The 14220-nt window shown below is 73.3% G+C and carries 11 protein-coding genes and 1 tRNA gene; 3 read left to right on the top strand and 9 right to left on the bottom strand.

The features are described from left to right. Window positions 1–125: 125 nt before the first annotated feature. The 3 genes from lysA to ACZ51D_RS04365 form a co-directional block, all read right to left on the bottom strand. Window positions 126–1517 carry a diaminopimelate decarboxylase gene (gene lysA / locus ACZ51D_RS04355; protein ID WP_465661136.1) on the bottom strand — a complete coding sequence of 464 codons (1392 nt, stop codon included), beginning with the start codon at window positions 1515–1517 and terminating at the stop codon, window positions 126–128. 88 nt (window positions 1518–1605) lie between these two features. After that, entirely contained in the window at window positions 1606–3261 is a 1656-nt protein-coding gene (gene argS, locus ACZ51D_RS04360) for an arginine--tRNA ligase (RefSeq protein WP_360498596.1), read from the bottom strand. A 94-nt stretch (window positions 3262–3355) separates the two neighbouring features. Then, on the bottom strand, window positions 3356–3775 hold the full coding sequence (locus ACZ51D_RS04365) for a response regulator (RefSeq protein ID WP_360498807.1): 420 nt from the start codon (window positions 3773–3775) through the stop codon (window positions 3356–3358). Between the two features lie 180 nt (window positions 3776–3955). Between ACZ51D_RS04365 and ACZ51D_RS04370 the strand changes: the two genes are divergently transcribed. Then, window positions 3956–4027, top strand: a tRNA-Arg gene (locus ACZ51D_RS04370). A 114-nt stretch (window positions 4028–4141) separates the two neighbouring features. On the opposite strand, the gene ACZ51D_RS04375 is transcribed toward ACZ51D_RS04370, so the two are convergent. The 4 genes from ACZ51D_RS04375 to ACZ51D_RS04390 form a co-directional block, all read right to left on the bottom strand. Then, window positions 4142–5149, bottom strand: coding sequence for a trypsin-like serine peptidase (locus ACZ51D_RS04375; RefSeq protein WP_465661138.1), 1008 nt, complete (start codon window positions 5147–5149; stop codon window positions 4142–4144). 104 nt (window positions 5150–5253) lie between these two features. Further along, on the bottom strand, window positions 5254–6168 hold the full coding sequence (locus ACZ51D_RS04380; RefSeq protein WP_465661140.1) for a carbohydrate kinase family protein: 915 nt from the start codon (window positions 6166–6168) through the stop codon (window positions 5254–5256). A gap of 171 nt (window positions 6169–6339) precedes the next feature. Then, window positions 6340–8010, bottom strand: a complete 1671-nt coding sequence (locus ACZ51D_RS04385) for an MFS transporter (protein ID WP_465617616.1) — start codon at window positions 8008–8010, stop codon at window positions 6340–6342. Between the two features lie 185 nt (window positions 8011–8195). Next, window positions 8196–9902 (bottom strand): DUF885 domain-containing protein, encoded by a 1707-nt coding sequence (locus ACZ51D_RS04390; RefSeq protein ID WP_465617615.1) that lies wholly within the window; start codon window positions 9900–9902, stop codon window positions 8196–8198. A 241-nt stretch (window positions 9903–10143) separates the two neighbouring features. Between ACZ51D_RS04390 and ACZ51D_RS04395 the strand changes: the two genes are divergently transcribed. Continuing rightward, complete coding sequence (locus ACZ51D_RS04395) at window positions 10144–10899, top strand: TetR/AcrR family transcriptional regulator (RefSeq protein WP_465617613.1); 756 nt, start codon at window positions 10144–10146, stop codon at window positions 10897–10899. Between the two features lie 38 nt (window positions 10900–10937). On the opposite strand, the gene ACZ51D_RS04400 is transcribed toward ACZ51D_RS04395, so the two are convergent. Beyond that, the gene (locus ACZ51D_RS04400) at window positions 10938–11789 is read right to left on the bottom strand and encodes a fumarylacetoacetate hydrolase family protein (RefSeq protein ID WP_465661142.1); all 852 of its coding nucleotides are present in this window, start codon (window positions 11787–11789) and stop codon (window positions 10938–10940) included. 313 nt (window positions 11790–12102) lie between these two features. Here ACZ51D_RS04400 and ACZ51D_RS04405 point away from each other — a divergent pair, with 313 nt between their 5' ends. Next, window positions 12103–12801: an MBL fold metallo-hydrolase gene (locus ACZ51D_RS04405; RefSeq protein WP_465617609.1), complete on the top strand. Its 699-nt coding sequence runs from the start codon at window positions 12103–12105 to the stop codon at window positions 12799–12801. Here ACZ51D_RS04405 and ACZ51D_RS04410 read toward each other — a convergent pair. After that, on the bottom strand, window positions 12757–13968 hold the full coding sequence (locus ACZ51D_RS04410; RefSeq protein ID WP_465661144.1) for a serine/threonine-protein kinase: 1212 nt from the start codon (window positions 13966–13968) through the stop codon (window positions 12757–12759). The two genes, ACZ51D_RS04405 and ACZ51D_RS04410, sit on opposite strands and share 45 nt — an antisense overlap. Window positions 13969–14220: the final 252 nt, after the last annotated feature.

The following is a 14220-nucleotide window of genomic DNA, read 5'->3' on the forward strand; positions in this document are numbered from 1 at the left end:
TGCATTCATCGTGCTTCGGTATTTCCGGCGGTTTTCCGGGGCCGCCGGGAACTTCGGTCCGTACCAGTCTCCGGGACTTTCCGTACGGATCTACGGTCGTTCCATGATCTGAGACAAGAATTTCGTCATCCGATATCGAGACGCAGGAGATCCTCCTCCGTCTCGCGCCGGACGATCACCCGCGCCGCGCCGTCCTTGACGGCCACCACGGGAGGCTTCAGGGCGTGGTTGTAGTTGCTCGCCATCGAGCGGCAGTAGGCGCCGGTGGCGGGCACCGCGATCAGGTCGCCCGCGGCCAGGTCGGCCGGCAGGAAGGCGTCCCGGACGACGATGTCGCCGGACTCGCAGTGCTTGCCGACCACCCTGACCAGCATCGGCTCGGCGTCGCTGGTGCGCGACACCAGGGCCACCGAGTACTCGGCGTCGTACAGCGCGGTGCGGATGTTGTCGGACATCCCGCCGTCCACGCTGACGTAGGTGCGCAGGCCCTCCAGCGGCTTGACGGTGCCGACCTCGTACAGCGTGAACGCCGTCGGGCCGACGATCGCCCGGCCCGGCTCCACGCTCAGCCGGGGGGCGTCCAGGTTCGCGGCGGCGCACTCGCGGCGGACGATGTCGGCCAGCGCGGCCGCGATCTCGGCCGGCTCACGCGGGTCGTCCTCGCTGGTGTACGCGATGCCGAGGCCCCCGCCGAGGTCGATCTCGGGCAGCTGGACGCCGTGCTCGTCGCGGATCTGCGCCAGCAGGCCGACCACCCGGCGGGCGGCCACCTCGAAGCCGGCCGTGTCGAAGATCTGCGAGCCGATGTGCGAGTGGATGCCACGCAGCTCCAGGCTGTCGTGGCGGAGCACCCGGCGCACCGCCTCGGCGGCCGCGCCGCCGTTCAGGGAGAGGCCGAACTTCTGGTCCTCGTGCGCGGTGGCGATGAACTCGTGGGTGTGCGCCTCGACGCCGACGGTGACCCGGATCAGCACCTGCTGGCGCACGCCCTGGCGGGCGGCGATCGCGGCGAGCCGCTCGATCTCCTCGTAGGAGTCGACCACGATGTGCCCGACGCCGGTCTTCACCGCGTGCTCGAGCTCGTCCACCGACTTGTTGTTGCCGTGCAGCGCGATCCGCGCCGGCGGCATCCCGGCGGCCAGCGCCACGGCCAACTCGCCCACGCTGCACACGTCGAGGTTGAGGCCCTCCTCGTGCAGCCAGCGCACGACCGCCTTGGAGAGGAACGCCTTGCCGGCGTAGTAGACGTCCGCCTCGGTGCCGAAGGCGTCCCGCCAGGCGCGCGCCCGGGACCGGAAGTCCTCCTCGTCCAGCACGTACGCCGGGGTGCCGAACTCGGCTGCCAGCCGCCTGACGTCGATCCCGCCGACGGTGGCCACGCCCTCGGCGTCGCGGGCGACGGTGCGCGACCAGACCTTGGGGTCGAGCGCGTTCAGGTCGGCGGGCGGGGCCTGGTAGTGGCCCTCGGGCAGGACATCGCCGTGACGGGGGCCTGCGGGGTGTGCGGAACGGCTCATCGATCCTGTCCTTCGGGGCCTATGGCGAGGGGCGGCGACGGTCTCCGTTGACCGTCAGCCGCCCCCGCCGCGCGCTTGGGGGTGGTGCCTACATCCGCTCGGGCGCCGAGACGCCCAGGAGCGTCAGGCCGTTGGCGAGCACGGTGCGCGTCGCCTCGACCAGCCAGAGGCGGGCGTGCGTGAGGTCCGTGGCCTCGTCGTCGCCCTTGGGCAGGACCGGGCAGTTGTCCCAGAAGCGGTGGTACGCGCCGGCCAGGTCCTCCAGGTAGCGGGCGACCCGGTGCGGCTCGCGCAGCTCGCCGGCAGCGGCGATGACGCGCGGGAACTCGCCGAGCTGACCGAGCAGGTCGGTCTCCCACTCCGTGCTCAGCAGCTCCGGTTTGAAGTCCGCCGAGCGCGTGATGCCCAGGTCCGCCGCCTTGCGCTGCAGCGAGGACATCCGGGCGTGCGCGTACTGGACGTAGAAGACGCGGTTCTCGTTGGTCTGGCTGGTGAGGACGTTGATGTCCAGCGTGATCGTCGAGTCCGTGGAGGAGCGCGCCAGGGTGTAGCGGGCGGCGTCCACGCCGATCCACTCGACCACGTCGTCGATCGTGATGATGTTGCCCGCACGCTTGGACATGCGGACCTCTTCGCCGTCGCGAAGCATCTTCACGAACTGGCCGATCTTCACCTCGATGTTGTGGTTCATGTCGTCGCCCGCGCAGGCCGAGATGGCCTTGAGGCGGTTGACGTAGCCGTGGTGGTCGGCGCCCAGCATGTAGAGCGCGACCTCGGCGCCGCGGTCCCGCTTGGACAGGTAGTACGCGGCGTCGGCGGCGAAGTAGGTCTTGTCACCGTCGGCCTTGATCAGGACACGGTCCTTGTCGTCACCGAAGTCGGTGGTGCGCAGGAAGATCGCACCGTCCTGCTCGAAGACGTGGCCCTGCTCGCGCAGCCGGTCGAGGGCCTTCTCGACGGCGCCGGACTCGTGCAGCGTGTTCTCCGAGAACCACACGTCGAAGTGGGTGCCGAACTCGTCCATCGAGCGCTTGATCTCGGCCACCATGAGCTTGAGGCCCTCGGTGCGGAAGACCCGCAGCTGCTCGTCCTCGGGCAGGTCGAGCACGCCCGGGATCGCGTCGGTGAGCGCCTTGGCGATGTCGACGATGTACTCGCCGACGTACCCGCCCTCGGGCACCTCGCGGCCGTTCGCGGCGGCCTGCAGCGAGGCGGCGAACTTGGTGATCTGCACACCGGCGTCGTTGAGGTAGTACTCGGTGGTGACGTCGGCGCCGGAGGCCCGCAGCACGCGCGCCAGCGAGTCGCCGACGGCGGCCCAGCGGACGCCGCCGATGTGGATCGGGCCGGTCGGGTTGGCGGAGACGAACTCCAGGTTGATCTTGAGGCCGTTGAGCGCCTCGTTGCGGCCGTAGGCCTCGCCCGCCTCGACGACGGTGCGCGCCAGCGCGCCCGCGGTGGCGGTGTCCAGGGTGATGTTCAGAAAGCCCGGACCGGCGATGTCGACCTTGGCGACGCCGGTGATCCCGCGCAGGCGCTCGGCCAGGACCTCCGCAACGGCTCGCGGCGGCTTGCCGGCCGCCTTGGCGAGCTGAAGGGCCACGTTGGTCGCGTAGTCGCCGTGGTCCCTGTTCTTGGGCCGCTCGACCGTCACGTGCTCGGGCACGGCGACGGCCAGCTCGCCCGCCTCGACGGCGGTGCTCACTGCGGCCTGGATTGCCTGGGAAAGGTCTGCGGGGGTCACGACGCCAAGCGTAGGCGAGACGGGGTACCCGCCCGCCACCCGGTTTACCGGTTGAGACGCCCGGAGGCGCCGACGCGCCGTCCGCCCCGGGGTGTCAGCCGCGTTCCGTACGCTCTGTTCGCTCAGGGCGAAACCCGTCGGGCCGGCCGGTGAGCCGCATCAGGCGCCGGACCAGCGCCACCAGGTCGGCCGGGTCGAAGGGCTTGCCGAGGTAGCCGTCCACACCGACGGTGTCCCCCAGGTCCAGATCCGCCGGGGTGCAGGCGCTCACGATCGCGATCGGCAGCCGGCTGGTGTCCGGCGTCGCGCGCAGCCGGGCCGCCGTCCGCAGGCCGTCCAGTCGCGGCATCATCACGTCCAGGGTCACCACGTCGGGCTCCACCCGGCGGATGACCTCCAGGCACTCGGCGCCGTCGGCGGCGGTCACCACCTCGAAGCCCTCGAGCTCCAGGTTGACCCTGATCAGCTGGCGGATCACCTCGCTGTCGTCCACCACGAGGACCCGCCCGGACACTCCCGACACCTCACCGAGGTTATCCGCGGCCCCACCGCCCCGTCCGGCCTTTGGACACTTCCGCTCCCCCGCCGCCCGTCGCCGCCCCGACGATCTTCCGGGAAACCCGTGCACGGACCGCTGCCGAAGCCTGGTAGTGTTCATTCCGTCGGAACGCGGAAGCGTCCGACAGGCCGACAGGCCCCCGTAGCTCAGGGGATAGAGCACCGCCCTCCGGAGGCGGGTGCGTAGGTTCGAATCCTACCGGGGGCACTCTTCGCGAGAGTGTAACCAGGGCCCAGATCAGTGGAGTTGATCCACGGATCTGGGCCTTCGTCATGTTCCGGGCCTGCCGCTCCGGCCCGGGGGCCGGACGGGCGGGCCGGGTCAGGACGCGGTGGCCTCGGCCTGGATGTAGAGGGCCGCGATGGTGTGGTCGAAGTAGGCGCTGTAGGAGACGTCGTCGGAGTCGCCGCCCTGCTGGTAGCCGCCGATGGCGCCGACCACGTCGCCGGTGGCGGTGTTGATCCAGGGGCCGCCGCTGGTGCCGGCCGGGTAGGCCGGGCACTGGATGACCCGCTGGTAGGTGCTCTGCCGGCCGGTGGAGTTGGTGCAGAGGTCGGGCGTCTCGGAGTCGGCGGGGTAGCCGTACAGGCGGACGGGGGCGTCGACGGGCTCGTCGGCGCCCAGGTGGTTGCCGCCGACCACGTCCTCGACCTTGCGGCCGTTGCTGGGGGCGGTCTCCAGGATCGCGAAGTCCTCGTCCACGTCGCCCTTCTGGGACCAGCCGCTGGTGGTGTGGATCGCCGTCACCCGCCAAGTGCCGTACGGGGCGGAGCCGTCGCGGTAGCCGGGGGCGAAGGTGACGCCGTCGGTGCCGGTGAGGCAGTGCGCGGCGGTCAGCAGCAGGTTGCCGGTGGCGCTGTGCAGCACGCTGGCGGTGCAGAAGTGGTTGCCGGCCGCGACCGATCCGCTGAACAGCGCGCCGACGGTGGCGGTTTCGCGGGCGTCGGCGGGGGCGGGGGCGGTGGCGCCGAGGGCGGCGCCGGAGGTGGCGGGGGTGGCGGTCGCCGCGGCCGTCGGGGTGTCGGTGTTCGTGGGGGCGGGCGCGGGGGTGGGCGAGGCCGTGGGCGCGGGCGGGTCGCTCGGGGTCGGGCTGTCGGTCGGCGCGGGCGCCGCGACCGGGGCGGCCGCCGCCTCCGTGCCGGTCGGGTCGGGCGCGACAACGGCGGTGCGGGTGCTGCGGGCGGCCTTTCCGGCGGCCGTCGCGTCGGACAGGTCCAGCATGTGCGTCCCGGTCACCACGGCGGCCACCACGACCGCGGACAGCGCGGCGAACAGGGAGGGGGCCAGCAGGCGTCGGCGGCGGGACCTCGGGAGGCGGTGCTGACCCATGCCTGGCTCTCCTGCCGGGTTCGGTGGCGGCGTTCGGTCAACGACTATGCCGCCTCCGCCTGGAAAGGTCGTTATCGAAGGCTGGGATCCTGATGAGAAAAAGCTCACCCGGCGTCGAGTAAGCGGTTCAGCTCCCCCGCCGCGATGAAGGCGGTGTGCGTCCCGGCGGCGGTGCAGGCGAAGGCCCCGGCCAGCGAGCCGGCCCGGGCGCAGTCCAGCGCCGGGCGCCCCTGGAACCAGGCGTACAGGAAGCCCGAGACGAAGGCGTCCCCGGCGCCGTTGGTGTCCACCACCGGGTGGCCCGGGTCGACGGCCGGCAGGTGGCGGAGCACGCCGTCCTCCCGGGCGAGCAGGTGGCAGCCCTCGGCGCCCGCGGTGGCGACGACCACCCGTGCGCGGCCCTCGGCGAGGATCGCGCGCATCACCTCCTCGTGCCGGCCGCGGCAGCCGGCCACCGAGAGGAAGACCAGGTCGGAGCCGAGCGCGTAGTCCCGGTGGTGCGGGTTCGCGCCGTCCCAGTCGTGCAGGTCGGTGGAGGTGGTGCGGCCGAGCCGGCGCAGGTCGCCGTACATGTCCCGGTTGACGCCGGTGATGGAGAGGTGGACGTGCCGGCTGCGCTCGGCGTACGGCAGGTAGAAGTCGCGCGGCAGCCGCAGGTCGGCGGGGTGGCGGCCGTCGAAGAAGGAGAACCGGCGGCCGGCGGCGTCGACCAGGTTGACCCCGCGCGGGGTGCCGTGCGGGCTCACCAGGTGCGCGAAGTGCAGGCCGTAGCGCGCGTAGGCGGCGCGGATCAGGGCGCCCTGCGGGTCGTCGCCGAGGAAGTCGAGGAAGGCGGTGCGCAGGCCGAGGTGGTGGGCGCCGAGGGCGACGCCGTTGCCGGTGTGGCCGACGTAGTCGCGCACCGGTCCGACGAACTGCGAGTCGCCGGGCGGGATCTCCAGCCGCTCGACCCGGACGATGGTGTCCACGCCGGCGCCGCCGACGACGAGCAGGTCGAATTCGGGCGGCGAGGACTCCATGGTCGTGGGCGGCACGGTCGCGGACGGCTCGGATCCGGATGGCTCGGATCCGGACGGCTCGGATTCGGATGGCTCAGACTCGGGCAGCACGGCGGCGCCTCCTTGATCCCCGGACGGTGGCCAGGAGTCAAGCAGGCGCCGAAGGCTGACTGCAAGACCTTGCTGCAACTTTCAATCGGTCGGTGGCCGCTCCACCCCCGCTTCCGTCCGGACCTCGCCACCCGCCCGGACGTTGGCCTTGACGTCGGCCATGGCGGCCTCCCGCGGGCTCGGCCGCCCGTCGACGGGCTGCCCGTCCACCGGTCGTCCGTCCACCGGTCGTCCGTCCACGGCCCGCACGGCGGTGGCTGCCGCGGCCTCCGCTTCCGCGCCGCCCACGACGGCGGTGGCCTCACCGGGCTCCGGCCGGTGGTCGATCATCAGGAAGGCGACCAGCGCGGCCAGCAGCAGGACGCCCATCGCCACCCAGGTCGCGGTCACGTAGCCGTGCACCGCGCCCTGCGCCCGTACCGCCGGGTCGGAGGCGATCCGGGTGGCCAGGAAGCTCGCGGTGGCACTGGCCGCGATGGTGTTCAGCAGCGCCGTGCCGAACGAACCGCCCACCTGCTGGGCCGAGTTGATGGTGGCGGAGGCCGCGCCGGTCTCGTTCGGGGCGACCCCGAGGGTGGCCAGGCTCATCGACGGCATGAACACCAGGCCCATGCCGAAGCCGAGCAGCAGCTCGGCGGGCAGCACCATGCCGGCCCACGGGCTGTCCACCTTCATCTGGGTCAGCCAGGCCATGCCGGCCCCGGCGAGCAGCAGCCCCGGTGCGATCAGGTTCCGGGACGGCACCCTGGTCATCAGCCGGGCCGCGATGCCCGTCGACGCCAGCACGATGGCGGCCGTCATGGGCAGGAAGGACAGCCCGGACACCACCGGCGAGAAGTGCTTGATGGCCTGCAGGTAGTAGGTGAGGAACAGGAACAGGCCGAACATGCCGACCATGGCCAGGCCGACCGAGAGCGCGCCGCCACCGCGGTTGCGGTCGGCGACGATGTGCACCGGCAGCAGCGGGTGCGCGCTGCGCCGCTCGACCAGCACGAACACCGCGAGCAGCGCCACACCCAGGAACAGCGCGCCGAGCACCAGGCCGTCGGCCCAGCCCCGGGTCACGGCCTCGGAGGTGCCGAAGACGATCGCCAGCAGGCCGCCGCAGCCGAGCAGCGCCCCGGGCAGGTCCAGCCTGACCCGGCGCCCCTTGGCGACGTGGTCGCGCTGGAGCACGGAGAAGGCCGCGAAGGCGGTGCCGACGGCGATCGGGGTGTTGACGAACAGGCACCAGCGCCAGTTCAGGTACTCGGTCAGCAGGCCGCCGGCGATGAAGCCGATCGCGGCGCCGCCGCCGGCGATCGCGCCGAAGATGCCGAAGGCCGTACTGCGTTCCTTCGGGTCGGAGAAGGTGGTGGAGAGCAGCCCCAGCGCGGAGGGGGCGAGCAGGGCGCCGAACGCGCCCTGGAGGGCACGGGCGCCGAAGAGCATGGCCGAGTCGGTCGCCGCGCCACCGAGGGCGGAGGCGAGGGCGAAGCCCAGCAGGCCGATGGTGAAGACGCGCTTGCGGCCGAAGAGGTCGCCCAACCGTCCGCCGAGCAGCAGTAGGCCGCCGAAGGCGAGCGTGTAGGCGGTGATCACCCATTGCCGGTCGGCGTCGGAGATGCCCAGGTCGCGCTGGGCGGACGGCAGTGCGATGTTCACGATGGTGATGTCGAGGACGATCATGAGCTGGGCGACGGCGATGACGGCCAGCGCCCACCAGCGTCGGCTGTCCGCGTGCTCATGACCGGTGGCGGGTTGCGCAGTCACTGGTCGAACCTTCCGGAGTCGGGCGGAGAGGTCACGCAGTCGCCTTCCAGCCAATACCCCGGCCCGACGCCATGGCAAGGAAAAATCTTGCCAAATCAGACATTTGGGACAAAAGAACCAGGGCCCTGGGACTTCGGGACGAGCCCCCCAGGACCCCGGCGCGAACCCCGGTCCGGTACCGCCGACTAGAGCGCCGAGAGCTCCTCGACCAGGTCGTCCAGACCCAGCGAGCCCTGCGAGAGCGCCGCCATGTGCCAGGCCTTGAGGTCGAACTCCTCGCCGCGCGCCTCGTGCGCCGCCCGCGCCGCCGCCCGGCCGCGCAGCCAGGCGCGCTCGCCGAGCTTGTAGCCGATCGCCTGGCCGGGCATGCCCAGGTAGCGGACCAGCTCGCTGTCCAGGAAGTCGTCGGACAGGCCGCAGTACTGCCCGAAGAACTCGCGGGCGTGCTCCGGGCTCACCGGCTCGCCCGGCTTGTACGGGGAGTCCGCCGGGAAGGCCAGGCCCGCGTGCATGCCGATGTCGACGATGACCCGCAGCGCCCGCATCATCTGCGCGTTGAGGTAGCCGAGGCGCTGGCCCGGGTCGGTGAGGTAGCCGAGCTCGTCCATCAGGCGCTCGGCGTACAGCGCCCAGCCCTCCAGGTTGGCGCTGACCCCGCCGAGGCTCACCTGGTAGGTGGAGAGCCGGTCGGCGACGTAGTTCCACTGCGCGAGCTGCAGGTGGTGGCCCGGCACGCCCTCGTGGTACCAGGTCGACACCAGGTCCCAGAGCGGGAAGCGCTCCCGGCCGAGCAGCGGCAGCCAGGTCCGCCCGGGGCGGTTGAAGTCCAGCGACGGCGGGGTGTAGTACGGCGCGGCGGCGCTGCCGGCCGGGGCGATCTTCGACTCGACCCGGGTGACCGGCTCGGCCAGGTCGAAGTGGATGCCCTGGAGGTCCCGGATCGCCTGGTCCATCAGGCCCTGCAGGTGCTCCCGGATGCCCTCGGCGCCCTCGACGGCCCGGCCGTGGGTGCCCAGCCAGGCCATCGCCGCCATCGGGTCGGCGCCCGGGCGGACCTTCTCGGCCTCGGCGCGCATCTGGGCCAGCAGGTCGTGGAACTCGGTCCAGGCCCAGGCGTAGGCCTCGTCCAGGTCCAGGTCGGCGCCGGCCCAGTAGCGGACCCACCGGCGGTAGCGCTCGCGGCCCACCGCGTCCGGGGTGCCGGCGGCGGCCGGGCCGTACACGTCGCGCAGCCAGTCGCGCAGCGCGGCCAGCCCCTCGGCAGCGGCCACCGCGTGCCCGGACAGCTCGGCGCGCAGGCCCTCCGGCGCGTCCTGGACGAACTGGCCGAACCAGCCGCCGGGCACGTCCCCCTCCAGCCACTCACCGATCTGCCCGACCACCGTGGTCACCTGGCGCGGGCCGGACAGCAGGCCGCGCTCGACGCCCTCGGCCAGGGTCTGCCGGTACTGCTCCAGCGCGACCGGGACCTTCGCCAGCCGGCGGCCGACCACCTGCCACTCACCCTCGGTGCCGGTGGCCATCAGCGTGAAGGACTCCCGCAGGTCGTGCACCGGGGAGGCCAGGTTGCGCACCGCGCGGAAGTTCTCCCCCGCGTCGTGGACGGCGAGTTCGGCGCTCAGCCGCTCGCGCAGCAGCCGGGCGCAGCGGCGCTCGGCCTCGTCCTCGGCGGCGCCGGCCCGTTCGGCCTCGTCGAGCTGCGCCAGGGTGCGGCGGGCGAGGTCGGCGATCGCCTCGCGACCAGCCGGGGAGAGGTCGGGCAGCCGCTCGTCCTCGGGGTTGACGCCGAGGTAGACCGCGGTCAGCGGGTCGAGCTCGGCGAGGGCGCGGACGTAGCCGTCCGCGATGCGGCGCGGGGTGCTGCCGTCGGCGGTGATCAGTTTTTCAACCATCCGGACATCATTTCGTGGTGCGGCCCGTTTGCAACCCCTTTGCCACCGGCATCCGTCGGCCCGTACTCGGGGACAGCCCGTACTCGGGGACAGCCCGTGCTCGGGGACGACCGACGCTCGGGGACGGCCCGCGCTCGGCGACGGGCCGCGCTCGGCGACGACCGATGTCCGGGGACGACCCGCGAAAATCCGTTCGGCCGGACAGGATCCGATCGGTCGGACGCCCATTACGCTGACGGCCATGGAAGCCCGCCCCACCTCGGCATCCGACCAGGTGCCCGCCCCGGCCGTCCCCGACGCGCGCCCGCGCCGCACCGGCTACCGGCGGCTGCCGGTCCAGCAGCGGCGCGAGCAGCTGATCGCGGTCGCCCTGGAGCTGTTCGCCCGCCGACCGCCCGAGGAGGTGAGCCTGGACGACGTCGCCGAAGCCGCCGGAGCCTCCCGGCCGCTGGTCTACCGCTACTTCGCGGGCGGCAAGCAGCAGTTGTACGAGGCCGCGCTGCGCACCGCGGCCGACGAACTGACCAGCCGCTTCGCCGTCCCGCTGGCCGGAACGCCGTCCGAGCAGCTGGCGGCCGTGCTGGACGGCTACTTCGCCTTCGTCGCCGAGCACGACGCGGGCTACTCGGCGCTGCTGCGCGGCGGCTCGGTGGTGGAGACGGCCCGCACCTCGGCGATCGTGGACGACGTCCGGCGGGCCGCGCTGCGGCGGACGCTGCGCCACCTGGGCGTGCGGGAGGCCGGTCCGCGGCTGACGCTGCTGGTGCGCTCGTGGATCGCGGTGGTCGAGGGCGCGTCGCTGAGCTGGCTGGACGAGGGGCGCGCGCTGCCGGTGGCCGGGCTGCGCGACTGGCTGGTGGACCAGTTCACCGCGATGGCGGCGGCGACGGCGCTGCACGATCCGCAGACGGCGCAGGTGCTGGCGGGGCTGCTCGCGCTGGAGGGCCCGCAGGCGCCGCGGGCGGAGCGGCTGCGCGAGGTGCTGGCGGCGCGGTAGGGCCCGACCCCCGTGCCAAGGGTCGGGGCTGCGCGGGGCTACGCCTTGCCGAGGACCTGGCGCTGGCGGCCGAGGCCGTCGATCTCGATCTCGACGACGTCGCCCGGGGCGAGGAACGGTGTGCCGGGGCGGCCCAGGGTGACCCCGGCCGGGGTGCCGGTGACGATCACGTCGCCGGGCTCCAGCACCATGAACCGGCTGGCGTAGCGGACCAGTTCGAGCACCGGGAAGATCATTTCGGCGGTGCTGCCGTGCTGCCGCTGCTCGCCGTTGACCCAGAGCCTCAGCGACAGGTCCTGCGGGTCCGCCACCTCGTCGGCGGTGACCAGCCAGGGCCCGAGCGGCGTGAAGGTCTCCGCCGACTTGCCCTTGTCCCACTGGCCGCCGCGCTCGAACTGGAAGGCCCGCTCGGTGACGTCGTTGGCGATCGTGTAGCCGGCGATCACCGCGGCCGCCTCGGCGTGCGAGTCCAGGTAGCGGGCGGTACGGCCGATCACCACGGCCAGCTCGGCCTCGTAGTCGGTCTTCTCGCCGCCGCGCGGCACCAGCACCTCGTCGTACGGGCCGACCACCGTGGAGCTCGGCTTGAGGAAGATCACCGGCTCGTCCGGGATCGCGGCCCCGGCCTCGGCCGCGTGGTCGCGGTAGTTGAGCCCGATGCCGACCACCTTGCCCGGCCGGGCCACCGGCGCGCCCACGCGCTGCCCGGCCAGGTCCACCACCGGCAGGACGCCGGCGGCCACGTCCCGGGCCAGCGCGGCCGGGTCCAGCCCGGCCAGGAAGGCCCCGTCGAGGTCACGGGCCCGCCCGGAGAGGTCGTACGCGGTGCCGTCCTCACCCAGCACGACCGGGCGCTCGGCGCCCGGGGGTCCGACGCGAAGGAGCTTCATCGATCCGTCACCAGCCTTTCGTCGCAGCTCACCGGGGCGGTACGGACACCGCTCCCGAGTCTGGCAACGAGGTATACCAACGCGCGGGGTGGGGGGACCAGACCGTCCCGATGGGCGAAATCCTCCCGATTCCCGTCGCGGCCCGGGCCCCGGCTCGGGTGCACGCACGGTTGACGCCGGACCGCCGCCGAAGACGGTCGCCACCCCACGGTCCCCACCCGGCGGCCACGAACGGCTTCGCCTGTGGCGAACACCCGCACGCCCAGGGCGAACGCGGGCGTGCCGCGGCGGCGCGGCGCGCAGGATCCGGACCATGGAGATCACCCGGGTACGCGACGAGTTGCACATGATCACCCTGGAGTTCGGCACCGCCTACCTGTGGCGGGACGAACACGGCCTGACCCTGGTCGACACCGGCATCGCCGACTCGGCCGACGCCATCGAGAAGGCCGTCCGCGCCGTCGGGCCGGACCCGGCCGCGCTGCGCCGGATCGTGCTCACCCACCACCACGAGGACCACACCGGCTCGGCCGCCGAACTCGCCCGCCGCTGGGGCGCCGAAGTGGTGGCGCACCGGATCGAGGCGCCGGTGATCCGGCGCGAGCAGCCGGCCGCGCCGCCGGTGCTGAGTCCGTTCGAGCAGCAGTTGTGGGACGGCCTGCCGCCGATCCCGCCCGCCGAGCCCTGCCCGGTGCACCGCGAGGTCGAGGACGGGGACGTGCTGGACACCGGCGGCGGCGCGGTGGTCCTGCACGTGCCGGGCCACACCGACGGCAGCATCGCCCTCCACCTACCCGGGCCCGGCGTGCTGTTCACCGGGGACCTGGTGTCCAACGTCCAGGGCAATCTGCGGCCCGGCGTGTTCCACACCGACCCGGCCCGGGCGCTGGCCTCCTTCCACCGGCTGGCCGCACTGCCGGTGGAGACGGTCGTGTTCGGGCACGGCGACCCGATCGCCGAGGGCGCCTCAGCCGCCCTGCGCGTCGCCGCCGAGCAGCACCCCCAGGCTTAGCGCGCGCGGCAGGCCCGGGCCGAGCCGGGTGACCTCCCGCTGCCAGTGCGCGAGGTCGCGCAGCGCGTCGGCCCGGGCCTGCGGGGCGGCGCCCGGCACCTGCGTCAGCTCGTCCAGCAGGGCGACGGCCGCGCCCGGGCTGCCGTCCCGGCCCAGCCAGAGGGCCAGGTCGTGGCAGGTGCGCAGGGTGCGCGGGTCGGTCGGGCCGCAGATCCGGGCGAAGTCCGGGACGAGACCGGTGAGGATTTCCACCGCCTCGGCCGGCTCGCCCGCCGCGCCGTGCTGCCAGGCCCGGTCGGCCCGCCGGCGCAGCTGCTCCGGGCTGGGGTCGTCCGGGCGCAGCACCCCCGGCCGGACCGCGCGCAGCCGCTCCAGCACCTCGGCGGCGCCGGAGGGCCGGTCCTCGGGCCGCTTGGCGAGCAGTTGGGCGACCAGTTCGGCCACCGCCGGGTCCTTGCTGCGCACCCGGGGCGGGACCTCCTCCAGGTGCTTGTACATGTACTCGGCGGCGGAGGTGGCGCGGAACGGCCGCCCGCCGGTGCAGATCTCGTACAGCATGACGCCGAGTGCGTAGAGGTCGGCCCGGCCGTCCACGGTGCCGCCGGACCAGCACTCGGGCGCGAGGTACGGGACGGTGCCGATCACGTTGCCGGTGGAGGTGAGCCGGACGGTCTGGGTGACCAGTCGGGCGATGCCGAAGTCCAGGACCTTGGCCCGCTCCCCCTCCGTCACGATCATCACGTTCTCGGGCTTGATGTCCCGGTGGACGATGCCCGAGCGGTGCGCGGCGTCCAGCGCCTTGCAGACGTGCCGCATCCAGCGCAGCGCCTTCGCGTGGTCCGGCAGGCCGTCCTTGAGCACCTCGGACAGTGCCCGGCCGCGGACCAGCTCCATCACCAGGTACGGGATCTTCCCGGAGCCGGCCGCGGTCCACCCGTAGTCGTACACGGTGACGATGTGCGGGTTGTTGAGGCCGCCCGCCGTCTTGGCCTCGCGGACGAACCGGCTGACCGCCTCCCGGTCGGCGGCGTGCTCGGCGAGCAGCACCTTGACCGCGACCTGCCGGTTGATGGTCGTGTCGGTCGCCCGCCAGACCACGCCGAAGCCGCCCCGGCCCAGCCGCTCCTCCAGTCGGAAGCGACCGCCGAGCACCTCGCCCTTGTCCATGTCCTCCCCCAACTCGACCGCGCCCGCTCGGCGTTCACCGTCGGAGGGGTCACCATAGCGGCGGGCGGGGACGAACGGGTGAACGAGCCCGGGCCGGATCTTCCGGATCTCGCTACGGCTCGGGCCCGGGCGGGCCGGGCGAGGTGATCCCGGAGGACCGCACGGCCTCGTTGTCCGGGCTCCGGCGCCTGAGCAGCTGCCCGTACGCTCACCGTCGCCCCGCCGACGGCCGGCTGCTCGACCCGGCCCCAG

It is taken from the genome of Kitasatospora sp. NPDC033851, assembly GCF_055576085.1.

Coding starts and splice junctions, on each gene's coding strand:
- lysA (WP_465661136.1), bottom strand. CDS start 1,517: ATGAGCCGTTCCGCACACCCCGCAGGCCCCCGTCACGGCGATGTCCTG.
- ACZ51D_RS04375 (WP_465661138.1), bottom strand. CDS start 5,149: ATGGGTCAGCACCGCCTCCCGAGGTCCCGCCGCCGACGCCTGCTGGCC.
- ACZ51D_RS04380 (WP_465661140.1), bottom strand. CDS start 6,168: ATGGAGTCCTCGCCGCCCGAATTCGACCTGCTCGTCGTCGGCGGCGCC.
- ACZ51D_RS04390 (WP_465617615.1), bottom strand. CDS start 9,902: ATGGTTGAAAAACTGATCACCGCCGACGGCAGCACCCCGCGCCGCATC.
- ACZ51D_RS04395 (WP_465617613.1), top strand. CDS start 10,144: ATGGAAGCCCGCCCCACCTCGGCATCCGACCAGGTGCCCGCCCCGGCC.
- ACZ51D_RS04400 (WP_465661142.1), bottom strand. CDS start 11,789: ATGAAGCTCCTTCGCGTCGGACCCCCGGGCGCCGAGCGCCCGGTCGTG.
- ACZ51D_RS04405 (WP_465617609.1), top strand. CDS start 12,103: ATGGAGATCACCCGGGTACGCGACGAGTTGCACATGATCACCCTGGAG.
- ACZ51D_RS04410 (WP_465661144.1), bottom strand. CDS start 13,968: ATGGACAAGGGCGAGGTGCTCGGCGGTCGCTTCCGACTGGAGGAGCGG.